Genomic DNA, 24,747 nt, shown 5'->3' with positions numbered 1-24,747 from the left:
GGCCCGCCGCCCCCCGAGCCCCTCACAGCTGCCGGCCGGCGCGCGCTGGGCCGCCGACCTCGTGGCCGCACCCGACGAACTGGCCGGAGCCGTACGGCGGCTGCTGGCCGGCACCGCCGTGGTCGACTCGCTGGCCGAGGCCGAAGCGCTGGTGATACGGCATCCCGCGCTGACCGCGGTGACCGCCGAAGGCGATGTGCTGGCCGCCCACCTCGCGCAGGGCGGTTCGGCGAAGGCGCCCAGCCTGCTGGAGGTGCAGGCCCAGGTCGACGAGGCCACCGCCGAACTGGCCCGGCTGGAGGCGCTGTGCGGCCGGCTCGCCGACCAGCAGCAGGCGGCCAAGGAGCAGCGGGCCGCCGCCGCCCGGGCGGTGGAGGAGCTGGGACAGCGGCGGCGCGCCGCGGAGAAGGAGAAGTCGTCGGTCGCCCAGCAGCTCGGCCGGTTCGGCGGGCAGGCACGGGCCGCCGGCGGAGAGGCCGACCGGGCGGCGGCGGCCGTCGTACGGTCCGAGGAGGCGCTGGCAGCCGCCCGCGAGGAGGTCGAGGAGCTGTCCTACCGGCTCAGCGAAGCCCAGGAGGAGCCGGGCGACGAGGAACCCGACACCTTCGCCCGCGACCGGCTGGCCGCCGACGGCGCCAACGCCCGGCAGACCGAGATGGAGGCGCGCCTGCAGGTGCGTACCCACGAGGAGCGGGTCAAGGGGCTGGCCGGCCGGGCCGACGGCCTGGACCGGGCGGCCCGCGCCGAGCGGGAGACCCGGGCCAGGGCCGAGCAGCGCAAGGCCCGGCTCGCCTACGAGGCGTCGGTGGCCGCCGCCGTGGTGGCCGGCGCCCGCGGCCTGCTGGAATACGTACAGGTCTCGCTGGGCCGCGCCGAGGCCGAACGGGTCACCGCGGAAGAGGCCAGGACCCAGCGCGAGGCGGCCCTCGGCCTGGAGCGCCGCCGCGGCCGCGACCTGAAGAGCGAACTCGACCGGCTCACCGGCGACGTGCACAAGGGCGAAGTGCTGGGCGCCGAGAAGCGGCTGCGGATCGAGCAGCTGGAGGCCAAGGCGCTGGAGGAGCACGGCATGGAGCCCGCCGGGCTGGTCGCCGAGTACGGCCCCGACCAGCAGGTGCCGCCGTCGCCGCCCGCCGAGGGCGAGATCCTGCCCGAGGACCCGCAGGCCGCGCGCAACCAGCCGGTCCCCTATGTACGCGCCGAGCAGGAGAAGCGGCTGCGAGCCGCGGAGAAGGCGTACGCGCAGTTGGGCAAGGTCAATCCGCTGGCGCTGGAGGAGTTCGCCGCCCTGGAGGAGCGGCACAAGTTCCTCACCGAGCAGCTGGAGGACCTGCGCAAGACCCGGGCCGATCTGCTCCAGGTGATCAAGGACGTGGACGAGCGGGTCGAGCAGGTGTTCAGCGCGGCCTTCCACGACACCGCGCGGGAGTTCGAGGGGGTGTTCTCCCGGCTGTTCCCCGGCGGGGAGGGCCGCCTGCTGCTCACCGATCCGGACAACATGCTGACCACCGGCGTCGAGGTTGAGGCCCGGCCGCCCGGGAAGAAGGTCAAGCGGTTGTCGCTCCTGTCGGGCGGTGAGCGCTCGCTGACCGCGGTGGCGATGCTGGTGTCGATCTTCAAGGCCCGGCCGAGCCCGTTCTATGTGATGGACGAGGTCGAGGCGGCGCTGGACGACACCAACCTGCAACGGCTGATCCGGATCATGGAGGAGCTCCAGGAGAGTTCCCAGCTGATCGTGATCACGCACCAGAAGCGCACGATGGAGGTCGCCGATGCCCTGTACGGCGTCTCCATGCAGGGGGACGGCGTGTCCAAGGTGATCAGCCAGCGGCTGCGGGACGGCAAGCGGCAGCCCGTTTGACGGACGCCCGCGCGTCCTTGGCTTCAGGAGATGAACGCGGCGCGCCCGCCCAACTGCGCCCGCTGCGTCGTTTTGTGCTGTTTCGCTCCTTTTTCTCCTTGGCGGTTCCGGCGCTGCGGATCCTGGTGAATGCGAAACGTGTTGGCATAATCTTCGCGACTCTGCCAAGACGTTCGAGTGGTGGTCGGCATCCGGTCGACCAGCGAAGATCCATTTCCCTCATGTGAGGGCTCACCGCCGAGCCCGAGGAGGACCCCTTGACGACCACCGAGACAGCGGCCGCGACCGGCCCGAAACCATCGCCGCCCGAGCACCTCGGCCATGTGATATTCATCGCCGCTGCCGCCGCCATGGGTGGCTTCCTGTTCGGCTACGACAGCTCCGTCATCAACGGCGCCGTCGAGGCCATCCGCGACAAGTACGGGATAGGGTCCGCCCCGCTGGCCCAGGTCGTCGCCATCGCCCTGATCGGCTCCGCCATCGGCGCCGCCGTCGCCGGACGCATCGCGGACCGCATCGGCCGCATCCGCTGCATGAAGATCGCCGCCACCTTGTTCATCATCAGTGCGGTCGGCTCCGCGCTGCCGTTCGCGCTGTGGGAGCTGGCCTTCTGGCGCATCATCGGCGGCTTCGCGATCGGCATGGCCTCGGTCATCGGCCCCGCCTACATCGCCGAGGTGTCCCCGCCCGCCTACCGCGGCCGGCTGGCCTCCTTCCAGCAGGCCGCCATCGTGCTCGGCATCGCCATCTCGCAGCTGGTGAACTACGGCATACTGCGCGGCGCCGGCGGCGACCAGCGCGGCCACATCCTCGGTATCGAGGCCTGGCAGCTCATGCTCGGCGTGATGGTCGTCCCGGCGGTGATCTACGGACTGCTGTCCTTCACCATCCCCGAATCCCCGCGCTACCTGCTCACCGCCGGCCGCGAACGCGAGGCCCGCGAGGTGCTCGCCGCCGTCGAGGGCGCGCAGGTGGACCTGGACGCCCGGGTCGCCGAGATCAACACGGCGATGAAGCGTGAGGACAAGGCGAGCTTCCGCGACCTGCTCGGCGGGCGGTTCGGCTTCCTGCCCATCGTGTGGATCGGCGTCGGCCTGTCCGCCTTCCAGCAGCTCGTCGGCATCAATGTGGCCTTCTACTACTCCTCGACGCTGTGGCAGTCGGTCGGCATCGACCCGAGCAGCTCGTTCTTCTACTCCTTCACCACGTCGATAGTGAACATCATCGGCACGGTGATCGCGATCATCTTCGTCGACCGCATCGGACGGCGGCCGCTGGCCCTGATCGGCTCGGTCGGTATGGCGGTGGCCCTGGCGCTGGAGGCGTGGGCCTTCTCCTACAAGAACGGCGCGACGCTGCCGAACCTGCAGGGCACCGTGGCGCTGGTCGCCGCCCATGTCTTCGTGCTCTTCTTCGCCCTGTCCTGGGGTGTCGTGGTCTGGGTCTTCCTCGGCGAGATGTTCCCGAACAAGATCCGCGCCGCCGCGCTGGGCGTGGCCGCCTCGGCCCAGTGGATCGCCAACTGGGCGATCACCGCGAGCTTCCCCAGCCTGGCCGGCTGGAACCTGTCGGGGACGTACGTCATCTACACCGGCTTCGCGGTCGTCTCCATCCCGTTTGTGCTGCGCTTCGTCAAGGAGACCAAGGGGAAGACCCTCGAAGAGATGGGCTGAACTCCCCTTTTCGCCACCCTCCCGCCCGGCGGTCCGATCCGCCGGGCGGGAGGGTGCCGCGTGCGGAAGGTCATGAACACGACGGCCGTCGGGTGCGATGATGCCCGGCGGCTGTCGTTGATACTGGGGTGGTTATGGAAATTGTGATCCTTGTCGTCGTTATCGCCGTGGTCGTGATCCTCGGGGCCGGCGGGCTGGTGATCGGCAGTCGCCGCAAGAACAAGCAGCAGCTGCCGCCCCCGCCGCCGAGCGCCCCGACGATCACCAAGCCTCCCGCCGAACCGCACGTCGGGGACGAGGCAGAAACCCCGCGGGCAGAGCCCCGCCGGACCATCGAAGAAGTCCCGCTGCCCGGCGCGACCGCCGCCCCCGACACCCTGGAGAAGGCGCCGCAGGCGCCGGAGCCGGTCGTCATCGACCAGCCGGAGCCGTCCGCGGGCCGGCTGATCCGGCTGCGGTCCCGGCTGTCCCGGTCGCAGAACTCACTGGGCAAGGGACTGCTCGTCCTGCTGTCCCGGGAGCGGCTGGACGAACAGACCTGGGAGGAGATCGAGGACACCCTCATCACCGCCGATGTCGGCGTGACCCCCACCCAGGAACTCGTCGGGCGGCTGCGCACCCGGGTCAAGGTGCTGGGCACCCGGACCCCGGACGAACTGCGCACGCTGCTCAGGGAAGAGCTCATCACGCTGGTCGACCCGACCTTCGACCGGAGCCTGCGCACCGAGAGCGACCGGGACAGCCCCGCGGTCGTGCTGGTCGTCGGCGTCAACGGCACCGGCAAGACCACCACCACCGGCAAGCTCGCCCGGGTCCTGGTCGCCGACGGCCGCAGCGTCGTGCTCGGCGCCGCCGACACCTTCCGTGCCGCCGCCGCCGACCAGCTCCAGACGTGGGGGGAGCGGGTGGGAGCCCGTACGGTACGCGGCCCCGAGGGCGGCGACCCCGCGTCGGTGGCCTTCGACGCGGTCAAGGAGGGGATCGCGGCCGGCGCCGACACGGTGCTCATCGACACCGCGGGCCGCCTCCACACCAAGACCGGCCTGATGGACGAGCTGGGCAAGGTCAAGCGGGTGGTGGAAAAGCACGGCCCGGTCGACGAGGTGCTGCTGGTCCTGGACGCGACCACCGGCCAGAACGGCCTGGTCCAGGCCCGCGTCTTCGCCGAGGTGGTCGCGATCACCGGCATCGTGCTCACCAAGCTCGACGGGACCGCCAAGGGCGGCATCGTCGTCGCCGTGCAGCGCGAGCTGGGCGTCCCGGTCAAGCTGGTGGGCCTGGGCGAGGGAGCGGACGATCTGGCTCCCTTCGAGCCGGAGGCATTCGTGGACGCGCTGATCGGCGAGTAGCCGGACGGGGTCCGGCGCGGCGGCGCCGGCCCGACCGGCCGCTGCGCGCACAAGTAAGGGGCGCCCACCCTCGGTGGGCGCCCCTTACCTGTGCCCGCACGCCCTACGCGTACGCCCCGTCGCGGTGGCTGACGTAGGCGAGCGTGCCCAGCAGCAGCCGGGCCTCCGGGGGCTGGGGGACGGCGTCGAGGCGGGGCTCACGGAGCCAGCGGACCGGGCCGAGGCCGCCCAGGTCGGAGGGGGGAGCGGTGACGTGGTCGCCGCGGCCCAGGCAGCGCAGATCCAGCTGGGCGTCGTCCCAGCCCATCCGGTACAGCAGGTGGGGGAGTTCGGCGGCGGCGCCCGGGGCGACGAAGAACTGGGCCCGCCCGGTCGGCGTGAGCAGCACCGGGCCCAGCCGCAGCCCCATCCGCTCCAGCCGGACCAGCGCCCGGCGCCCCGGCACCTCGGCCACCTCGATGACGTCGAAGGACCGGCCCACCGGCAGCAGCACCGCCGCCCCCGGCACCCGCGCCCATCCCTCGACCGCCTCCTGCGGCGAGGCCCCGGCCGGGATCTCGCCGGCGAACGCCAGCGGATGCGCCCCGGGCTCCGCGCAGTCGGCGTCCCCGCACGAGCAGGCCCCGCCGCCCCGGGCCGCCCGCGCACCCGGCACCACCGCCCAGCCGCACAGACCGGCGTACTCGGCGACATTGAGGCGAACCTGCGCGTGCGCTCTGCGCCACGCGCCGGTACGTGCGCCGATGAGCGCCCCCATCCGCGCGGCGTTTCGCACGCCGGTCCGCTGCTGCCGGATCTCCCGGATCTCTCGCATGCTCCCGATCGTGAACACCATGACACCTCCAACGGATGCCCGCCGCCGATGGTTACGCACCCGTCTGACCTCACCCGATCCGCAGGTGTCAAGTGAATCGTGTGCAGGGGGAGTCGGGTTCATTCGAAGGGGTGGCGAATGGTGGCGTTTCCCCAACAGCGGTCGCCCGATGGGTGATCGTGGGACTACGTTGAGTTGATGAGTCCCGAGCGGAACTCCGTATGCAGTCCGGTATATGCCGGAGGCATGCGCAGCCCGCACGATCGGTCACCGCCGATCCCGGGGATACGCGCGACAGGACTCGACGGACCCTGGTATCCAGGGGTCCGACAGAAGCGGGATGGGGGCTTGGCCGTGGGCGCCACAGCGGAGAAACAGCCCAATGCGCAGCTGAACTCATGGTTCATGCGCAGTGGCTGGTCCAAGGGTGAATTGGCACGCCAGGTCAACCGCCGGGCGCGCCAGATGGGTGCCCATCACGTCAGTACCGACACCTCACGGGTGCGTCGCTGGCTCGACGGCGAGCAGCCGCGCGAGCCGATCCCGCGCATCTTGTCCGAGCTGTTCTCCGAGCGCTTCGGCTGCGTGGTGCCGGTCGAGGACCTCGGCCTGCGCGCCGCGCACCAGTCGTCGGCCGGCGGCGCCGTCGACCTGCCGTGGGCCGGCCCGCAGACCGTCCAGCTGATCAACGAGTTCTCCCGCAGCGACCTGATGCTGGGCCGCCGCGGCTTCCTCGGCACCTCGCTGGCACTGTCGGCCGGCCCCGCCCTGCTGGAGCCGATGCAGCGCTGGCTGGTGCCCAACACCCCGGCCGCCCCGGCCGGCCCGGTGGTCTTGGCCGCCCGCGACGCCGGCGGACGCCCGTCCCGGCTGTCCGAGCAGGAGCTCCAACTGCTGGAGTCCACCGCACAGATGTTCCGCGACTGGGACAACCAGTGCGGCGGCGGCCTGCGCCGCAAAGCCGTCGTCGGCCAGCTGCACGAGGTCACCGACCTGCTCCAGGACGCGCATCCGGACTCCGTCACCCGCAGGCTGTACCGGCTCACCGCCGACCTCGCCGCGCTGGCCGGCTGGATGAGCTACGACGTCGGCCTGCAGCCCACCGCCCAGAAATACCTGGTGCTCGCGCTGCACGCGGCCAGGGAGGCCGGCGACCGGCCGCTGGGCGCCTTCATCCTGTCCTCGATGAGCCGCCAGATGATCCACCTGGACCGCCCCGACGACGCGCTGGAGCTCCTGCACCTGGCCCAGTACGGCAGCCGCGATTCGGCCAGCGCCACCACCCAGGCCATGCTGTACGCGCTGGAGGCCCGCGCGTACGCCAACATGGGCCAGGTCAACAAGTGCCACCGCGCGGTCCGGATGGCCGAGGACACCTTCGCCGACAGCCGCCCCGGCGAGGACCCCGGCTGGATCAGCTTCTTCAACGAGTCCGAGCTGCACGCGGAGAACGCCCACTCCTACCGCGACCTCGCCTACGTCGCCGGCCGCAGCCCCACGTACGCCACCCTCGCCCATCCCGAGATGGCCATGGCCGTCGACGGTTTCCGCGACGACGCGGTGCACCAGCGGGCCTACGCCCTCAACCTGGTCGGCATGGGCACCGTGCACCTGCTGCTGCGCGAGCCGGAAGAGGCCGCGGACTTCACCGAGCGCGCCATCGTCGTCGCCAAGCAGGTCCGCTCCGAACGCGTCAACACCCGTATCCGCACCACCACCCACACGGCGGTCCGCGACTTCGGTGACGTACCGGCCGTGGTGAGCCTCGCCGACCGGCTCGCCGAGGAACTCCCGGAAGTCGCCGAGTCGGCCTGACCGGGCGCGGGCCCGGACGCGCCCGCCCCGCCGCGCTCCGGCGACCGCCGGTCCCCGCCCCACCCGTAACTCGTATACATCCTTCACCACACCACGAGACGGTTCATCTTCGCGTAACACGCGCGACTTCTTCGTCACGACGGCGTTACACCGTACGGCATCGACGGAAACCCGGCTCAGCCAATCTCATGGCGAAAACCGGCCCACCCTTTGCACCGCCCGCACGGGCCGTTCGGATGACGAGGAGACGCCGATGGCACCAGCCATCATGACGCTGGCCGCTGATGCGCCCAAGCTCGATACCGGAAGTACGGCGTTCATGCTGATCAGCGCCGCCCTGGTGATGGTGATGACCCCCGGTCTCGCCTTCTTCTACGGCGGTATGGTGCGGGTCAAGAGCGCCTTGAACATGCTGATGATGAGCTTCATCAGCCTGGGCATCATCACCATTCTGTGGACGATCTACGGATTCAGCTTCGCCTTCGGCTCCGGCAACGGATTCATGGGCGGTACCTCGTGGATCGGGATGCGCCACATAGGGATCAACGAGATCTGGCCGAACACCGGCATTCCTATCTACGTATTCGCCGTTTTCCAGCTGATGTTCGCGATCATCACCCCGGCGCTGATCAGCGGCGCCCTCGCCGACCGGGTGAAGTTCACCGCCTGGTCGCTGTTCATCACGCTGTGGGCGACGATCGTCTACTTCCCGGTCGCGCACTGGGTGTGGTCCTCGGACGGCTGGCTGTTCAAGAAGGGCGTCATCGACTTCGCCGGTGGTACCGCGGTGCACATCAACGCCGGCGCCGCGGCCCTCGGTGTGATCCTGGTCATCGGCAAGCGCAAGGGCTTCAAGCGCGACCCCATGCGCCCGCACAACCTGCCGCTGGTCATGCTCGGCTGCGGCCTGCTGTGGTTCGGCTGGTTCGGCTTCAACGCCGGCTCCTGGCTCGGCTCCGACGGCGTGGCCGCGGTGGCCTTCACCAACACCCAGGTCGCCACCGCCTCCGCCATGCTCGGCTGGCTCATCTACGAGCGGCTGCGCCACGGCTCCTTCACCACCCTGGGCGCGGCCTCCGGCGCGGTCTCCGGCCTGGTCGCCATCACCCCCGCCTGCGGCTCGGTCTCGCCGCTCGGCGCCATCGCCGTCGGTGTCATCGCCGGCGTGGCCTGCGCCGCGGCGGTCGGCCTGAAGTACCGCTTCAACTACGACGACTCGCTCGACGTGGTCGGCGTCCACATGGTCGGCGGCATCATCGGCTCGCTGCTCATCGGCTTCTTCGCCACCGGCGGCGTCGGCCAGACCGCCCAGGGCGTCTTCTACGGCGGCGGCTTCACCCAGCTGTGGAAGCAGTTCATCGGTGTCGGCGCGGTCCTCGGCTACTCCCTGGTGTGCGCCACGATCCTCGCCAAGCTCATCGACATGACGATGGGCTTCCGGGTCACCGAGGACGAGGAGGTCACCGGCGTCGACCAGATCCTGCACGCCGAGACCGCCTACGACTTCGCCGGCGTCGGCTCCCGCAGCGTCGGGACCGGCCTCGACAGCGCCAGTGAGGCGGACGCCTCTCCCAGCAAGAAGGTGGACGCGTGAAGCTCATCATTGCCGTCGTCAAGCCGCACCGGCTCGACGAGATCAAGGAAGCCCTGCAGGCCTTCGGGGTACACGGCCTCACCGTCACCGAGGCCAGCGGCTACGGTCGGCAGCGCGGCCACACCGAGGTCTACCGGGGCGCGGAGTACACCGTCGACCTGGTGCCGAAGATCCGTATCGAGGTCCTCACCGAGGACGCGGACGCGGATCAGCTCATCGAAGTGATCGTCAAGGCCGCCCGAACCGGCAAGATCGGTGACGGCAAGGTGTGGAGCCTCCCGGTCGACACGGCCGTCCGGGTCCGTACCGGCGAGCGCGGGCCCGACGCGCTCTGACCACTCACCACCCCAGCGCTGGAGCACGAGTGACCGAAAGCGTCGAAGCGCAGGACGGCAGTTACGCGGCGGCCCGGCTGCGCCTCCTCACCCAGGAGGCGCAGTCCGGGCCGCCGCGCCGCGCCGCCCTGTCCGCCCTCACCGACCAGTGGCTGGCCTCGCTCGCCACCGCGGCCGCCGACGCCACCGGCGTCGGCGGCTACGCCCTGCTCGCCGTCGGCGGCTACGGCCGCGGCGAGCTCTCCCCCCGCAGCGACCTCGACCTCGTCCTGCTGCACGACCCCGACCGGGGCGCCGCGGCATCCGTCGCCGCCTTCGCCGACCGGCTGTGGTATCCGGTGTGGGACCTCGGCGTCGCCCTCGACCACTCGGTACGCACCCCCGCCGAGGCCCGCAAGGCCGCCGCCGACGACCTCAAGGTCCAGCTCGGCCTGCTCGACGCCCGGCACCTCGCCGGCGACCCGGCCCTCACCTCCCAGCTGCGCAGCGCCGTCCTCGCCGACTGGCGCAACCAGGCCCCCAAGCGGCTGCCGGCCCTGCACGAGATGTGCCAGGAGCGCGCCGAACGCCAGGGCGAGCTGTCCTACCTGCTCGAACCCGACCTCAAGGAGGCCCGCGGCGGCCTGCGGGACGCCACCGCCCTGCGCGCGGTCGCCGCCTCCTGGCTCGCCGACGCCCCCCGTGAGGGCCTCGAGGAGGCCCGCACCCGCCTGCTGGACGCCCGCGACGCCCTCCACCTGGTCACCGGCCGTGCCACCGACCGCCTCGCCCTCCAGGAGCAGGACCAGGTCGCCGACGCCCTCGGCCTGCTCGACGCCGACGCCCTGCTGCGGCAGGTCTACGAGGCCGCCCGCCGGATCTCCTACGCCAGCGACGTCACCTGGCGGGAGGTCGGCCGGGTGCTGCGCGCCCGTGACGCCCGCCCCCGCCGCCGCGGCCTGCTCGGCCGCGGCCGCAACCTGCCCGAGGCCACCCCCGAGCGGGTACCGCTGGCCGAGGGCGTGGTGGAACTCGAAGGCGAGGCCGTGCTGGCGCTGGCCGCCAAGCCCGAACGCGACCCGGTGCTGCCGCTGCGCGCCGCCGCTGCCGCCGCCCAGGCCGGACTGCCGCTGTCCATCCACGCGGTCCGCCGCCTGGCCGCCGCCACCCGGCCGCTGCCCGTGCCGTGGCCCGCCGAGGCCCGCGAACAGCTCGTCACCCTGCTCGGCGCCGGCGAGTCCACCGTCCCGGTCTGGGAGGCGCTGGAGGCCGAAGGGCTGATCACCCGGCTCGTCCCGGACTGGGAGCGGGTGCGCTGCCGCCCGCAGCGCAACGCCGTGCACCGCTTCACCGTGGACCGCCACCTGGTCGAGACCGCCGTCCAGGCCGCCGGGCTCACCCGCCGCGTCGGCCGCCCCGACCTGCTGCTGACCGCGGCCCTGCTGCACGACATCGGCAAGGGCTGGCCCGGCGACCACAGCGAGGGCGGCGCGACCATCGCCCGCGACGTCGCCACCCGGATCGGCTTCGGCCCCGCCGACGTCGACACCCTCACCCTGCTGGTCCGCCGGCACCTGCTGCTCATCGACACCGCCACCCGCCGCGACCTGGACGACCCCGAGACGATCCGCGCGGTCGCCGCCACCGTCCGCGACACCTCCACGCTGGAACTGCTGGCCGCGCTCACCGAGGCCGACGCGCTGGCCACCGGACCCGCCGCCTGGAGCACCTGGCGCGCCTCGCTGCTGGCCGACCTGGTGGCCAAGGTGGCCGGCGCCCTCGACACCGGCGCCCTGCCCGACAGCGGCGACAGCGCCCCGACCGCCGAGGAGGAGCGCCTGGCCATCGAGGCCGCCCGCACCGGCGGCCCGGTGCTGGCCCTGCACGCCGAGACCGAGCCGGAGGGCGAGGGCGAGGCCCGCGAGGAGGCACTCGGCGTCGAACTGCTGCTGGCCGCCCCCGACCGCCCCGGGCTGATCGCCGAGGCCGCCGGGGTCCTCGCCCTGCACCGGCTCACCGTCCGCGCCGCCGACCTGCGGTCCTTCGACCCCATCGGCGAGGGCCAGGTCGCCCTGCTGAGCTGGCGGGTCTCCGCCGAATACGGCGCCCTGCCCGAGGCCGCCCGGCTGCGCACCGACCTGGCCCGCGCCTTCGACGGCACCCTGGACATCGAGTCCCGCCTGGCCGAGCGCGAGGCGGCCTACCCGCGCCGCCGCGGCATCACCCCGCCCCCGCCCCGGGTCACCGTCGCCCCGGGCGCCACCTCGCAGACCGCCACCGTGCTGGAGGTCCGCGCGCACGACGCCCCCGGCCTGCTGCACCGCATCGGCCTGGCCCTCACCGCGGCCGCCGTCACCATCCGCTCGGCCCGGATCTCCACGCTGGGCGCGAACGCGGTCGACGCCTTCTACGTCCTCGGCAAGGACGGAAACCCGCTTCCCGAGCCGCGCGCGGCCGAAGTCGCCCGGCAGGTGGAGGCCGCGCTGCGGTAGCCGGAGCACGGTCCGCGCCCGCCGGTTCCGGCCGGCGCGGACTGCTCGGCCGCCGAGGCGGATATCCTGGAAGGCGACTGCCCCCGCCCCCGACCCGAGGATCTGCGACCACCGTGTTCGACACTCTGTCTGATCGCCTCGCGAATACCTTCAAGACCCTCCGGGGGCGCGGCCGTCTGTCCGAGGCGGACATCGACGCCACCGCCCGCGACATCCGCGTCGCCCTGCTGGAGGCGGACGTCGCGCTGCCCGTGGTCCGGGCCTTCGTCGCGAACGTCAAGCAGCGGGCGCTGGGCGCCGAGGTGTCGCAGGCACTGAACCCGGCGCAGCAGGTCATCAAGATCGTCAACGAGGAACTCGTGACGATCCTCGGCGGCGAGACCCGCCGGCTGCGCTTCGCCAAGCAGCCGCCCACCGTGATCATGCTCGCGGGCCTGCAGGGCGCCGGAAAGACCACCCTGGCCGGCAAGCTCGCCCAGTGGCTGCACAAGCAGGGCCACACCCCGCTGCTGGTCGCCTGCGACCTCCAGCGCCCCAACGCGGTGACCCAGCTGTCGGTCGTCGCCGAGCGGGCCGGCGTCGCGGTCTTCGCCCCCGAGCCGGGCAACGGCGTCGGCGACCCGGTGAAGGTCGCCAAGGACTCCATCGGCTTCGCCCGCACCCAGCAGTACGACGTCGTGATCGTCGACACCGCGGGCCGCCTGGGCGTCGACCAGGAGATGATGCAGCAGGCCGCGGACATCCGCGACGCCGTGCGCCCCGATGAGATCCTCTTCGTGGTCGACGCGATGATCGGCCAGGACGCGGTGAACACCGCCGAGGCCTTCCGCGACGGCGTCGGCTTCGACGGCGTGGTGCTGTCCAAGCTCGACGGCGACGCCCGCGGCGGCGCCGCGCTGTCCATCGCGCACGTCACCGGCAAGCAGATCATGTTCGCCTCCAACGGCGAGAAGCTCGACGAGTTCGACGCCTTCCACCCCGACCGGATGGCGTCCCGCATTCTCGGCATGGGCGACGTGCTGTCGCTGATCGAGAAGGCCGAGCAGACCTTCAGCCAGGCCGAGGCCGAGAAGATGGCGGCCAAGCTGGCGAAGGGCCCCAAGGAATTCACCCTCGACGACTTCCTGGAGCAGATGGAGCAGGTCCGCAAGATGGGCTCGATCTCCAAGCTGCTCGGGATGCTCCCCGGCATGGGCCAGCTCAAGGAGCAGATCAACAACCTGGACGAGAAGGACGTCGACCGCACCGCGGCGATCATCAAGTCGATGACGCCGGGCGAGCGGGCCGACCCGCACCTGATCAACGGCTCGCGCCGGGCCCGCATCGCCCGCGGCTCCGGCGTCGAGGTCAGCGCGGTCAAGGGCCTGGTCGAGCGGTTCTTCGACGCCCGCAAGATGATGTCCCGGATGGCCCAGGGCGGCGGGATGCCCGGGATGCCGGGCATGCCGGGCATGGGTGGCGGCCCCGGCCGGCAGAAGAAGCAGCAGAAGCAGGCCAAGGGCAAGCGCCAGAGCGGCAACCCGATGAAGCGCAAGGAGGAGGCCGCCGCAGCGGCCGCCCGGCGCGAGCAGCAGAGCCAGAACCCGTCCCCCGAGCAGGGCAACAACCCGTTCGGCCTGCCAGGCGGCGGCGGAGGCGGCCAGGACTTCGAACTGCCCGACGACTTCAAGAAGTTCATGGGCTGATGCGGGTCTCGATCCGAGCGCCGCGGCCGGCCGACGCGAGGGCGCACCGCGAGGCCGTCCTGCGGTCAGTGGCTCACCTCAGCCCGTGGAACCCGGTCGATCCGGACGGCTTCAACGAACTGCTGCGCCGGCAGGGCCCGGGGCTGCGGACCTTCCTGGTCATCAACGACGAGGACGGCGGCATCGTCGGCAAGTGCAATGTCGCCAACATCATCCGCGCCCGCTTCCGCAACGCCACGCTGGGCTACGACAGCTATCTGCCGTACAACGGCACCGGCCGGATGAGCGAGGGCCTGCGGCTGATCGTGGACCACTGCTTCACCGACTACCCGGACGGACTCGGCCTGCACCGGCTGGAGATCAACGTCCAGCCGGACAACACCCGTTCGGTGGCGATGGCGCGCCGGCTCGGCTTCCGGCACGAGGGCTTCTCACCGCGGATGCTGTTCATCAACGACGCCTGGCGCGACCACGAGCGCTTCGCGCTCACCGCCGAGGAGTGGCCCGGCCTGAAGGACTGACCGGGCCGGCTGACTGACCGGCCGGGTCGTGCGCCGCGGGCGTCGGCCGCCCGGTCCGCCGGCAGGCGCGGGCCGGGGTGCGTCAGGCCAGCAGACCGCCGAAGCCGTCCCCGCGGGCCAGCGCCTCCAACGCGTCCAGCGCCAGCAGCGCCTGCCCGGCGGCCCCGGGATCGCGCCCGGCCAGCCCGCCGGCCGCGAACTCGTCCTCGTCCAGCCGCAGCACCTCGCCGCCGTCCGCCGACCGCCACAGGTCGAGATCCAGATCCTCCACCGTCAGGCCGTCGGCGGCGACCACCGCGGCCCGGGTGACGGTGGGCATGGCGTCACCCTCGCGGAGGGCCGGCGCGGGCGCCACCGGATTTCGGCGCCGCCCGGCGGACCGGCGACAACCGGGTTGGCGCCCGGCGGACCCACCCGCGCGGGCGGACCGGCGACAGGTGGGCCGGGCCGGCTCACGCCCGGGCGATGAGGTAGCGGAAGACGTTGTCCATCCGGATCGTGCCGTTGCGGCGGCGATAGGGATGCAGTGCCTCGGCGATCTCCTTGTCCACCTGCTGGCGGTCGGTGGCCTCGACCGCCGCGTCGAACAGGCCGGTGGACAGCAGGCCTCGGACGGCACTGGGCAGGTCGGGATAGCCGAAGGGACAGGACACCCGGCCCGAGCCGTCCGGCCGCAGCCCGGCGCCCCGGGCCAGGTCCTCCAAGTCGTCGCGGCCGCTGAGGCGGACGTCACGCCGGCCCGGCCCGCGCGGCTCGGCCAGCCGCGCCGCCATCCGCAGCACCCGCGAGGTGGCGCACCGCTCCGGCGGCCCCCAGCCGGCCAGCACCACCGTGACACCGGGGGAGGCGGCGCCGGCCACGGCGGCCAGCGCGGGCCGCAGTTCGGCGGCCGGCGTCGCCGGATCGAAGGCGGTCACCACATCGAACTCGTCACCGAGGGCGTTGTCCCGCGGCCCGCCGAACAGCAGCCGGGGCGGGCGGGACCGCAGACCCCGGGGGTTTTCCCGCTCGGCGCCACGGCCCGACGCGACGCCCGGCTCGCGACCCGGCTCGCGACCGGTGTCCCCGCCTGTCTCCCGGGCGTTGTCGCGGGGCCCCCAGGCCGGATCGGGCAGCAGCCGGTCACGGGCCACCGCCAGCCTGGACGCGTCGGTGTCGCAGCCGGTGACGACCGCCCCGCGACGGGCCGCCAGCAGCAGGGCCAGACCGGTACCGCAGCCCAGCCCCAGTAAACGGGTGTACGCGCCGACTTCCAGCCGGTCGTACACGGTCTCGTAGAGCGGAACGAGCATCCGCTCCTGGATCTCCGCCCAGTCCCTCGCCCTGCCCTCCGCACCGGGCCTGGTTCCGCGATAGAGCGTAGGTGCCATGGAAGCCCCAATCAGCAGCGTCGGTACGCTTTGCCCCCCGTTGGCCCCTTGCCTGCTCGCACTGGCCCACAAAACAGCGAACTGCTGAATCCAGCCGCCGTCCAGGCCCCAGAAGTACCGTTCTTGGTAATTTTGGTGCCCGGCCGCCCACCGGACACCGGCCCGGCCCCCACCCGATACCGATTCACGCTCCGCGCGCGGGGAGCCGTACCATCGCCTGCATGGCAAAGGCTCCCGTTCTCACGCCCCAGGCGGACGACTTCCCGCGCTGGTACCAGGACCTGATCAGCAAGGCCGAACTGGCCGACAACGGCCCGGTGCGCGGCACCATGGTCATCCGGCCGTACGGCTACGGCCTGTGGGAGCGGATGCAGCAGGACATGGACGCGCGGATCAAGTCGGTGGGCGCACAGAACGCGTACTTCCCGCTGTTCATCCCGCAGTCCTACCTGACCCGGGAAGCCGAGCACGTGGAGGGCTTCGCGCCCGAGCTCGCGGTGGTCACGCACGGCGGCGGCAAGGAGCTGGAGGAGCCGATCGTCGTCCGGCCGACCTCCGAGACGATCATCAACGAGTACTTCTCCAAGTGGATCCAGAGCTACCGGGACCTGCCCCTGCTCATCAACCAGTGGGCCAACGTGGTCCGCTGGGAGCTGCGGCCGCGGCTGTTCCTGCGCACCACCGAATTCCTGTGGCAGGAGGGGCACACCGCGCACGCCACCCGGGAGGACGCGCGGATCTTCGCCGCCCGGATCCAGCGGGACGTCTACGCCGACTTCATGGAGAACGTCCTGGCGATGGACGTGGTGCTGGGCCGCAAGACGCCCAGGGAGCGGTTCGCCGGCGCCATCAACACCCTCACCCTGGAAGGGATGATGGGCGACGGCAAGGCTCTGCAGCTGGGCACCAGCCACGAGCTGGGACAGAACTTCGCCAAGGCGTTCAACACCCAGTACCTGTCCAGGGAAGGCACCCAGGAGCTGGTCTGGCAGACCTCCTGGGGCAGCACCACCCGGATGATCGGCGCCCTGGTGATGATGCACGGCGACGACAACGGCCTGCGGGTCCCGCCGCGGCTGGCGCAGGTCCAGGTCGTGGTCCTGGCCATCAAGGACGACGAAGCGGTCGTCGCCAAGGTGCGCGAGATCGGCGACCGGCTGCGCGCGGCCGGCCTGAAGGTCGTCGTGGACGACCGCACCGACACCCCGTTCGGCCGCCGCGCGGTCGACTGGGAGCTCAAGGGCGTGCCGGTACGGGTCGAGATCGGGCCGCGCGACCTGGAGGCCGGCACCGCGATGCTGGCCCGCCGCATCCCGGGGGGCAAGGAGCCGGTCGCCATCGACCGTCTGGAGTCCTTGCTGCCCACCGTGCTGGAGGAGGACCAGGCACGGCTGCTGCGGGAGTCCCGCGAGCGCCGCACGTCCCGAACCGTGGACGTCGCCACCATCGGCGAGGCGGCCGAGGCCGCGGCCACCGGCTGGGCCCGCATCCCGTGGGCCGACCTGGGCGCGGAAGGCGAGGCGAAGCTCGCCGAGCAGGGCGTTTCGGTCCGCTGCCTGGTCGCCGAGGACGGTTCCGTGCCGCTGGAGGACGACGCCCCCGGCACGGTCGCGGTGGTCGCCCGCGCCTACTGAGGCCGCGACCGGCCGCTGCCGACCGTTATCCACCGCTGCCGACCGCTATCCACCGCTATCCACCGCTGTCGGCCGCCCGGGCACACCCCGGGTGTCCGCTGACCGAAAAGCGGCGTACGGAATACGCCGAACGTCCTGGCGTGGGGCGGGTGCGCGGGTTCTCCCCTGTTCTCCGGGGAACTCCGCTCCCGCCCGTCGTCATGCGCATCATCCGGAACTGACCGATCAGTGCAAAATAATTGGGCTAGCCCCAAATCGGAACACCGGGAGCGCCCGGCTCGTTGTCACGGCGTGAGCACGACACCACCTGTTCTGGCAGCCGAGCTGGCAGTGGCATGGGCCGACATTCAGCGGCACCATCCCGAACTGCCCGATCTGGCCGCGCCCGAGTCCCTCATCGGTGAGTCCTCGTCCGCCTGCGGCAACGAGCTCTCCTTCGAAAGGCTGCTGCACGAGGCCGTCCACGGCATCGCCGCCTCCCGCGGCATCCGTGACACCTCGCGTGCCGGCCGCTACCACAACCGCCGATTCCTCGCGATCGCCGACGAACTGGGCCTCGACCACGCCGAGGAGCCCCATCCCAGCAGCGGCTTCTCGCTGGTGGTGATGCGCCCGGACACCCGCAAGCGTTACCGGGCCACCATCGACCGGCTCCAGCGCGCCCTGAAGGCGCACACCGTGGCCACCACCGCGGACACCGCCCGCTCCTTCCGCGGGCCGGCCGCACGGCACGGCTCCTCGGGCGGCGGCGTCCGGGTCAAGGCGGTGTGCGACTGCGGCCGCAATGTCCGCGTGGTGCCGTCCGTCCTGGCGCAGGCGCCGATCATGTGCGGCGCGTGCGGGCAGCCGTTCCGCATCCCGGAGGTCGTCGGGGTCGGCTGAGGCGGCGGCCCGGGCCGGGGGGAGCGGTCTGGTTCGTCGTGTTCGCCGAGTGTGGCAGAATGTTCAGCTGAGTACTCGACAGCCGTGCAGGAACCCTCTCTCCTTCGGCTGACGCGTCCATCGGGCGCATGACTCCCACAACCCCACGTGGCTGTCCGCTGTGCCCAAACACGTCAATTCCAGGAGAACCCGCTCCCGTGGCAGTCAAGATCAAGCTGAAGCGTCTGGGCAAGATCCGTTCGCCTCACTACCGCATCGTCGTCGCCGACTCCCGTACCCGCCGTGACGGCCGGGCCATCGAGGAGATCGGCCTGTACCACCCGGTGCAGAACCCCTCGCGCATCGAGGTCGACTCGGACCGCGCGCAGTACTGGCTCTCCGTCGGCGCCCAGCCGACCGAGCCCGTGCTCGCCATCCTCAAGCTGACCGGCGACTGGCAGAAGTACAAGGGCGAGCCCGCCCCGGCGCCGCTGCTCGTCCCCGAGCCCAAGGCCGACAAGCGCGTCCTGTTCGAGGCCGCGGCCAAGGACACCGCCGACGAGTCGAAGGGTGAGGCCATCACCCCCAGGGCGAAGAAGTCCGACAAGAAGGCCGATGATGCCGAGGCAGCCGCCCCGGCCGAGTCCACCGAGGCCTGAGGATGCTCGAGGAGGCTCTTGAGCACCTCGTGAAGGGCATCGTCGACAACCCCGACGACGTGCAGGTCGACCTGCGCACCCGGGGTCGTGGCAGCGTACTGGAGGTCCGGGTCCACCCCGAGGACCTCGGCAAGGTGATCGGCCGCAACGGCCGTACCGCCCGTGCGCTGCGAACCGTGGTGGGCGCGCTCGGCGGACGCGGTGTCCGCGTCGACCTGGTCGACGTCGACCAGGTGCGCTGAGGCGGTCAGGTCCTGTGAACACCCGGCGCGGGCCGGGAGCGGTGGTTCATCGCTCCCGGCCCGCGCCGCGCTTCTGCCCGAACACGTCCTGGAAAGGTGCACGCGCCCCATGCAGCTGGTAGTCGGCAGGATCGGCCGCGCCCACGGCATCAAGGGCGAGGTCAGCGTCGAAGTACGCACCGACGAGCCGGAGTCGCGGCTCGCCCCCGGCGCCGTACTCGCCACCGACCCCGCGTCGACCGGCCCGCTCACCATCGCCACCGGCCGGGTGCACAGCGGCAAGCTGATGCTGCGCTTCGAGGGCGTCACCGACCGCACCGGCGCCGAGGCACTGCGCAACACCCTGCTGATCGCCGAGGTCGATCCGGAGGAGACGCCGGAGGACCCCGAGGAGTTCTACGACCACCAGCTGATCGACCTGGACGTGGTCACCCTCGACGGCCGCGAGGTCGGACGGATCACCGAGATCTCCCACCTGCCCTACCAGGACCTGCTGGTGGTGGCCCGGCCGGACGGCGGCGAGGTGCTGATCCCGTTCGTCAGCGAGATCGTGCCGGAGATCGACCTGGAGGAGCAGCGGGCGGTGATCGACCCGCCGCCCGGGCTGCTGGAGGAACTGGCCGAAGCCGAAGCCGGCGACGGCGACGGGGACGTTGCACGGGACGGTGACCGGCCGGCGGCAGGAGACGTCGAGCGCGGCTCCGGAGCCGGCCGGGACGGCCGCTGAGATGCGGATCGACGTCGTCACGATCTTCCCCGAGTACCTCGAACCGCTGAACGTCTCGCTGGTCGGCAAGGCCCGCGCGGCCGGCCGCCTCGACGTCCGGGTGCACGACCTGCGCGGCTGGGCCCACGACCGGCACAACACCGTCGACGACACCCCGTACGGCGGCGGCCCCGGCATGGTCATGATGACCGGCCCCTGGGGCGAAGCCCTGGACCAGACCCTCGCCGACGGCTACGAGGCCGGCGCGCGCCAACCGGTCCTGGTCGTCCCCACCCCCAGCGGACGCCCCTTCACCCAGGCCGTGGCCGCCGAACTGTCCGCCCGCCCCTGGCTGATCTTCACCCCGGCCCGCTACGAGGGCATCGACACCCGCGTCACCGCCGAATACGCCACCCGCATGCCGGTCCACGAGGTCTCCATCGGCGACTACGTCCTGGCCGGCGGCGAGGCCGCGGTGCTGGTCATCACCGAAGCGGTGGCCCGGCTGCTGCCCGGCGTGCTCGGCAACGCCCAGTCGCACGCCGACGACTCCTTCGCGCCCGGCCCGATGGCGAGCCTGCTGGAAGGGCCCGTCTACACCAAGCCGCCCGCCTGGCGGGGCCGCGGCATCCCCGACGTGCTGCTCAGCGGCCACCACGGCAAGATCGCCCGCTGGCGCCGCGACGAAGCCTTCCGCCGAACCGTCGAGCACCGGCCCGATCTGATCGAACAGGCCGACCCGGCCGCCTTCGACAAGAAGGACCGCGAGATGCTCAGCATCCTCGGCTGGCAAGCGGGCCCGGACGGCCGATTTGGGCGCAACCCGGATGCCATGGAAGAATAAGCGGCTGCTGCCCGTCCGACGCGCGCCCCTGCCACAGGGGGAACGACGCCGTCCGGGACCGGCCGCCACCCCAAAGACCCGCCAGACCCCATGACGACGTTCCGCCGATGACCTGTGGCATCGGCGAGGAAGCAGACAGACACACCATGACCAACCTCATCGAGGGCCTCAACAGCGCCTCCCTGCGCGACGACGTCCCGCCGTTCCGCCCCGGCGACACCGTCAACGTGCACGTACGCGTCATCGAAGGCAACCGCTCCCGCGTGCAGCAGTTCAAGGGCGTCGTCATCCGCCGCCAGGGCGCGGGCATCAGCGAGACCTTCACGGTCCGCAAGGTCAGCTTCTCCGTCGGCGTCGAGCGCACCTTCCCGGTGCACACCCCGATCGTGGAGAAGATCGAGGTCGTCACCCGCGGCGACGTCCGCCGCGCCAAGCTGTACTACCTCCGTGAGCTCCGCGGCAAGGCCGCGAAGATCAAGGAGAAGCGCGACTAGGAACGCGACCGGTGATCGCCCGTCCACTTCTCAGGGCGGGCGGATAAGCTCTGGCCTCGATGGACAGCGAAGCAGTCGTTCCGGAACGCGACCGTTCCCCCGGTTCCGCCTCATCGGCGGCGGGGGAACGGTCGCGTTCCGCCGTCCGGCGGGCCGGATGGACCGGGTGGGCGGACCGGTGGGCCGGTTGGTGGGCGGAGTGGCGGCGGACCCTGCTGCTGGCGGCCGGTTGCGTGGCCGCCCTGCTGCTGGTCGGCCACTTCGTGGTGGAGCCCTTCCAGGTGCCGAGCGCCTCCATGGAGGGGACGCTGCGGGTCGGTGACCGGGTCCTGGTCAACAAGCTGGCGTACCGCTTCGGCGGCACGCCCCAGCGAGGGGACGTGATCGTGTTCGACGGCGACGGCTCCTTCCAGCAGACCGGCGGCACCGACTACGTGAAGCGGGTGATCGGCGTCGGCGGCGACCGCGTCACCTGCTGCGACAACCAAGGACGGATCACCGTCAACGGCCGGGCGCTGGACGAGACCTATATCGATCCCGGTGATGTTCCCTCCCAGGTTCCGTTCGACATCGTGGTGCCCGGGGGAAGGCTCTGGGTCATGGGCGACCACCGCGACGACTCCGCCGACTCCCGCGAACACCTCGGCGACCCGGGCGGCGGCACCGTACCGGTGGGCCGGGTGATCGGCCGCGCCGAATGGATCGCCTGGCCCACCGGCCACTGGCGCACGCTGGGCCGCCCGGCCACCTTCGCCGCGGTGCCCTCGCCCCCGGCCGGCCGGCATGGGTAACCGCGGCAAACCGCGTTCCGGACAGCCGAACGCGGGTCCCGGCGCCGACCGCGCCGCGGCGGACAGATCCGGGACCGGATCCGGATCCGTCCATGGGGACGGGGAGCCCGGTACGTCCGAGCCGCCGCTGCTGACCGGCACCAGCCGGATCGAGCGCCGCAAACTCGCCCGCAAGGTCAAGCGCAAACGACGCCGCTCGCTCATCACCGAGGTGCCGCTGCTGATCGTGGTGGCGCTGGTGATCGCCCTGGTGCTCAAGACCTTCCTGCTGCAGGCGTTCGTGATCCCCTCCGGATCGATGGAGCAGACCATCCAGATCGGCGACCGGGTGCTGGTCGACAAGCTCACCCCCTGGTTCGGCACCAAGCCGCAGCGCGGGGACGTGGTGGTCTTCCAGGACCCCGGCGGCTGGCTGGCCGGCGAGCCCCAGTCCAAGCCGGACCCGGTGGTCGTCAAGCAGATCAAGCAGTTCTTCACCTTCATCGGGCTGCTGCCGGCCTCCGGCGAGCAGGACCTGATCAAGCGGGTGATCGGGGTCGGCGGCGACACCGTCCAGTGCTGCGACAAGCAGGGCCGGATCCTGGTCAACGGCAAGCCGCTCACCGAGCCCTACGTCTATCCGGGCAATCCACCCTCAATGATGAAATTCACCGTCCATGTACCGCAGGGACGACTGTGGGTGATGGGCGACCACCGCTCGGATTCGGCGGACTCGCGCTATCACACCGATCAGCCCGGTGGCGGCACGATTCCGGAAAACCTGGTGGTCGGACGGGCTTTCGTCATCGCCTGGCCGGTCGGCCACTGGACCCGGCTGAAGGAGCCGGGCACCTTCTCGTCGGTGCCCGACCCACCGGCGGCGAGCGCGGCGGGCACAGCCGGGCCCACTAGGGTGGGCACCGCCAACAACGGTGACAGGACGAACCAGCTACCGACTCCTGCGGAACTCCCCTTCGTTGTGGGAGTGGTGGGCTTGCGCCGGAAACGGGGTAAGCGGCGGTCTGGAGTGAGGAGTGGATGTGGGGGACCTCGTGGTGGGCGCACGGTCTGGATCCGGCGAGCCCGAAAAGGGGAAGGCCGAGGTGCCTTCGGCGCCGCAGACATCCCCGGTGCCGCCCGCATTCGCCCAGGCGTCCCCGACTACTCCGGCCGCGCCCGACCCCCAGGGTTCGCCAGCCGCACCGGCACCGGCGGCCTCCTCGGCCTTCCCCGGCTCCCCGGTGGACGGCACACCGGCCGGCGCGGCGGGTCCTGCGTCCGCCGCGTACGCCGACGGGCCCCGGCACGGGGAGCGGACGGACCCGGGCGGTCCGAACGGCCCCGTTGACGACGGCGGGGACGGCGACGACGAGCCCGACCCCGACCGGGGCAGCAAGCCGCGTTCCTTCTGGAAGGAACTCCCGCTGCTCGTCGTCATCGCCCTGGTGCTGGCCCTGATCATCAAGACCTTCCTCGTCCAGGCGTTCTCCATCCCGTCGGACTCGATGCAGAACACCTTGCAGCGCGGCGACCGGGTGCTGGTCGACAAGCTCACCCCGTGGTTCGGCTCCAAGCCGAGCCGCGGCGAGGTCGTGGTGTTCCACGACCCCGGCGGCTGGCTGCCGGAGAACCCGCCGGCCAGCAGCAATCCGCTGGTCCGGGGCGTGCAAAAGGGCCTCAGCTTCATCGGTCTGATGCCGTCCGCCGATGAGAAGGACCTGATCAAGCGGGTCATCGGGGTCGGCGGCGACACCGTGCAGTGCAAGGGCACCGGACCCGTCACGGTCAACGGCAAGGCGCTGAACGAGCCGTATGTCTTCGCGGGCAACACCGCCTGCACCCCGGACGCGCCGTTCAAGGTGACCGTGCCCAAGGGCCGGATCTGGGTGATGGGCGACCACCGCCAGGACTCGCTGGACTCCCGCTACCACATGCAGCTGCCCGGCGGCGGCACCGTCTCCGACGACGACGTGGTGGGCCGGGCCGTCGTGGTGGCCTGGCCGATCAACCGCTGGGACGCGCTGTCCATCCCGTCCACCTTCTCGCAGCCCGGGATCAACGCGGCGGGCGCCGCGGTCCCCGCGGCGGCCGGTCTGGCCGGGGCGGCGCCGCTGGTGCTGCTGCGCAGGCGGCGCCTGCTGCGCAAGGACGCGAGCACGGGCGGCAGGAGCGTGGCGGCCGGCGGTCCGACGGGCGGCGGTCCGACGGGCGGCGACGCCTGAGCCGGTTGCGTTGCGTGAGGCTCGGCGCGCGGGCTGACCGCGGGGGTACCGCCGGGTAGGGTTCGGGTCCATGAGCAGCTCCACGAGCACCGTCGGCGGTGCGATACGCAAGGACGGCGACACGGGCGGCGGCCGGGTCGGACACAGGGTGTCCGGCCTGGCCGTCGCTCTCGGCTGTGTGCTGTTCCTCAGCGGGTTCGCCTGGGCCGCGGTGGTCTACCGCCCTTACACGGTGCCCACCGACTCGATGAAGCCCACGGTGAACCCGGGGGCGAAGGTGCTGGCCCAGCGGGTGACCGGGGCGCAGGTGCACCGGGGCGACGTGGTGGTCTTCAAGGACAAGCTCTGGGGCGAGGAGCCCATGGTCAAACGGGTCGTCGGGGTGGGCGGCGACGTGGTGGCCTGCTGCGGCAAGCAGGGCCGCCTCACGGTGAACGGCGTACCGCTGGACGAGAGCTACCTGCCCGGCGGGGCGTCCGCCTCGCTGGAGACGTTCACCGCCAAGGTGCCGAAGGACGAGCTGTTCCTGCTGGGCGACAACCGCGATGTCTCGCTCGACTCCCGGGTCCACCTCGAGGACGCGCAGCAGGGCGCGGTCCCGGCCAGCGACGTCAAGGCCCGGGTGGCCGCCACCGTGTGGCCGCTGGGCCGGGCCGGCATGCTGCCGCGCACCTCGGCGTTCGAGGCGGTGCCGGGCGCGGGCGGCACCGGCCCCGCCACCGGCGGCGGACTTCCGTCGCAGGGGCCGCTGAAGTGGCTGGTCTTCGCGGTGATCGCCGGGGCGGCACTGATCCTGGGCGGGGCGGCGTACGGGCCGCTGGCCGGGG

General features: G+C 71.9%; 22 protein-coding genes and 1 pseudogene. 20 read left to right on the top strand and 3 right to left on the bottom strand.

What is annotated here, in order from left to right; genetic code table 11:
* The 3 genes from GA0115240_RS01255 to ftsY form a co-directional block, all read left to right on the top strand.
* Positions 1 to 1,861: AAA family ATPase (locus GA0115240_RS01255; RefSeq protein ID WP_161301947.1), on the top strand; the 1,861-nt coding region annotated here is incomplete at its 5' end.
* Positions 1,862 to 2,118: 257 nt separating this feature from the next.
* On the top strand, positions 2,119 to 3,534 hold the full coding sequence (locus GA0115240_RS01250; RefSeq protein WP_093734781.1) for a sugar porter family MFS transporter: 1,416 nt from the start codon (positions 2,119 to 2,121) through the stop codon (positions 3,532 to 3,534).
* Between the two features lie 134 nt (positions 3,535 to 3,668).
* Positions 3,669 to 4,883 (top strand): signal recognition particle-docking protein FtsY, encoded by a 1,215-nt coding sequence (gene ftsY, locus GA0115240_RS01245; RefSeq protein ID WP_093734780.1) that lies wholly within the window; start codon positions 3,669 to 3,671, stop codon positions 4,881 to 4,883.
* A 103-nt stretch (positions 4,884 to 4,986) separates the two neighbouring features.
* On the opposite strand, the gene GA0115240_RS01240 is transcribed toward ftsY, so the two are convergent.
* Positions 4,987 to 5,640 carry a bifunctional DNA primase/polymerase gene (locus GA0115240_RS01240; protein ID WP_370673254.1) on the bottom strand — a complete coding sequence of 218 codons (654 nt, stop codon included), beginning with the start codon at positions 5,638 to 5,640 and terminating at the stop codon, positions 4,987 to 4,989.
* Between the two features lie 462 nt (positions 5,641 to 6,102).
* Between GA0115240_RS01240 and GA0115240_RS01235 the strand changes: the two genes are divergently transcribed.
* The 6 genes from GA0115240_RS01235 to GA0115240_RS01210 all read left to right on the top strand — a co-directional run bounded on the left by GA0115240_RS01235 (position 6,103) and on the right by GA0115240_RS01210 (position 14,118).
* Positions 6,103 to 7,512 carry a transcriptional repressor NsdA gene (locus GA0115240_RS01235; protein WP_237554513.1) on the top strand — a complete coding sequence of 470 codons (1,410 nt, stop codon included), beginning with the start codon at positions 6,103 to 6,105 and terminating at the stop codon, positions 7,510 to 7,512.
* A gap of 253 nt (positions 7,513 to 7,765) precedes the next feature.
* A complete protein-coding gene (locus GA0115240_RS01230; RefSeq protein ID WP_093734777.1) occupies positions 7,766 to 9,106 on the top strand; it encodes an ammonium transporter in 1,341 nt (446 codons plus the stop codon).
* The gene (locus GA0115240_RS01225) at positions 9,103 to 9,441 is read left to right on the top strand and encodes a P-II family nitrogen regulator (protein WP_093734776.1); all 339 of its coding nucleotides are present in this window, start codon (positions 9,103 to 9,105) and stop codon (positions 9,439 to 9,441) included. Before GA0115240_RS01230 ends, GA0115240_RS01225 begins: the two co-directional genes overlap by 4 nt.
* Before the next feature lie 29 nt (positions 9,442 to 9,470).
* Positions 9,471 to 11,912, top strand: coding sequence for a [protein-PII] uridylyltransferase (locus tag GA0115240_RS01220; protein WP_093734775.1), 2,442 nt, complete (start codon positions 9,471 to 9,473; stop codon positions 11,910 to 11,912).
* Between the two features lie 113 nt (positions 11,913 to 12,025).
* Positions 12,026 to 13,597 (top strand): signal recognition particle protein, encoded by a 1,572-nt coding sequence (gene ffh, locus GA0115240_RS01215; RefSeq protein WP_093734774.1) that lies wholly within the window; start codon positions 12,026 to 12,028, stop codon positions 13,595 to 13,597.
* Positions 13,597 to 14,118, top strand: a complete 522-nt coding sequence (locus tag GA0115240_RS01210) for a GNAT family N-acetyltransferase (RefSeq protein ID WP_093734773.1) — start codon at positions 13,597 to 13,599, stop codon at positions 14,116 to 14,118. The genes ffh and GA0115240_RS01210 overlap by 1 nt, the downstream gene beginning before the upstream one ends.
* Positions 14,119 to 14,200: 82 nt before the next feature.
* Here the strand turns inward: GA0115240_RS01210 and GA0115240_RS01205 are convergent.
* A pseudogene (locus GA0115240_RS01205) lies at positions 14,201 to 14,428 on the bottom strand (DUF402 domain-containing protein); the annotation flags it as partial.
* A 142-nt stretch (positions 14,429 to 14,570) separates the two neighbouring features.
* A complete protein-coding gene (locus GA0115240_RS01200; RefSeq protein WP_093734772.1) occupies positions 14,571 to 15,488 on the bottom strand; it encodes a methyltransferase domain-containing protein in 918 nt (305 codons plus the stop codon).
* A gap of 221 nt (positions 15,489 to 15,709) precedes the next feature.
* Here GA0115240_RS01200 and proS point away from each other — a divergent pair, with 221 nt between their 5' ends.
* From proS to lepB (GA0115240_RS01145), 11 genes are all read left to right on the top strand, one after another.
* A complete protein-coding gene (gene proS, locus GA0115240_RS01195) occupies positions 15,710 to 17,122 on the top strand; it encodes a proline--tRNA ligase (RefSeq protein WP_093734771.1) in 1,413 nt (470 codons plus the stop codon).
* A gap of 291 nt (positions 17,123 to 17,413) precedes the next feature.
* Positions 17,414 to 18,004 carry a hypothetical protein gene (locus GA0115240_RS01190; protein WP_093734770.1) on the top strand — a complete coding sequence of 197 codons (591 nt, stop codon included), beginning with the start codon at positions 17,414 to 17,416 and terminating at the stop codon, positions 18,002 to 18,004.
* Positions 18,005 to 18,201: 197 nt separating this feature from the next.
* Positions 18,202 to 18,642, top strand: a complete 441-nt coding sequence (gene rpsP, locus GA0115240_RS01185; protein WP_093734769.1) for a 30S ribosomal protein S16 — start codon at positions 18,202 to 18,204, stop codon at positions 18,640 to 18,642.
* Between the two features lie 2 nt (positions 18,643 to 18,644).
* Positions 18,645 to 18,884 (top strand): RNA-binding protein, encoded by a 240-nt coding sequence (locus GA0115240_RS01180; protein WP_093734768.1) that lies wholly within the window; start codon positions 18,645 to 18,647, stop codon positions 18,882 to 18,884.
* Positions 18,885 to 18,993: 109 nt separating this feature from the next.
* Positions 18,994 to 19,611 carry a ribosome maturation factor RimM gene (gene rimM / locus GA0115240_RS01175; RefSeq protein ID WP_093734767.1) on the top strand — a complete coding sequence of 206 codons (618 nt, stop codon included), beginning with the start codon at positions 18,994 to 18,996 and terminating at the stop codon, positions 19,609 to 19,611.
* Between the two features lies 1 nt (position 19,612).
* A complete protein-coding gene (gene trmD, locus GA0115240_RS01170; protein ID WP_093734782.1) occupies positions 19,613 to 20,434 on the top strand; it encodes a tRNA (guanosine(37)-N1)-methyltransferase TrmD in 822 nt (273 codons plus the stop codon).
* A 146-nt stretch (positions 20,435 to 20,580) separates the two neighbouring features.
* The gene (gene rplS / locus GA0115240_RS01165; RefSeq protein ID WP_093734766.1) at positions 20,581 to 20,928 is read left to right on the top strand and encodes a 50S ribosomal protein L19; all 348 of its coding nucleotides are present in this window, start codon (positions 20,581 to 20,583) and stop codon (positions 20,926 to 20,928) included.
* Positions 20,929 to 20,987: 59 nt separating this feature from the next.
* Complete coding sequence (gene lepB / locus GA0115240_RS01160; RefSeq protein ID WP_093734765.1) at positions 20,988 to 21,719, top strand: signal peptidase I; 732 nt, start codon at positions 20,988 to 20,990, stop codon at positions 21,717 to 21,719.
* Positions 21,712 to 23,046, top strand: coding sequence for a signal peptidase I (gene lepB, locus GA0115240_RS01155; protein ID WP_093734764.1), 1,335 nt, complete (start codon positions 21,712 to 21,714; stop codon positions 23,044 to 23,046). The genes lepB (GA0115240_RS01160) and lepB (GA0115240_RS01155) overlap by 8 nt, the downstream gene beginning before the upstream one ends.
* Positions 22,940 to 23,920: a signal peptidase I gene (lepB, locus tag GA0115240_RS01150; RefSeq protein ID WP_093734763.1), complete on the top strand. Its 981-nt coding sequence runs from the start codon at positions 22,940 to 22,942 to the stop codon at positions 23,918 to 23,920. Before lepB (GA0115240_RS01155) ends, lepB (GA0115240_RS01150) begins: the two co-directional genes overlap by 107 nt.
* A gap of 70 nt (positions 23,921 to 23,990) precedes the next feature.
* Positions 23,991 to 24,747 (top strand): signal peptidase I (gene lepB, locus GA0115240_RS01145; RefSeq protein ID WP_107407068.1); only part of this gene is annotated, 757 nt, incomplete at its 3' end.

This window comes from Streptomyces sp. DvalAA-14 (genome assembly GCF_900091855.1).
In the GTDB taxonomy this organism is placed as follows: domain Bacteria; phylum Actinomycetota; class Actinomycetes; order Streptomycetales; family Streptomycetaceae; genus Actinacidiphila.
The sequence above is the reverse complement of the archived record's forward strand: the minus strand, read 5'-3'. Positions and strand labels throughout refer to the sequence as shown.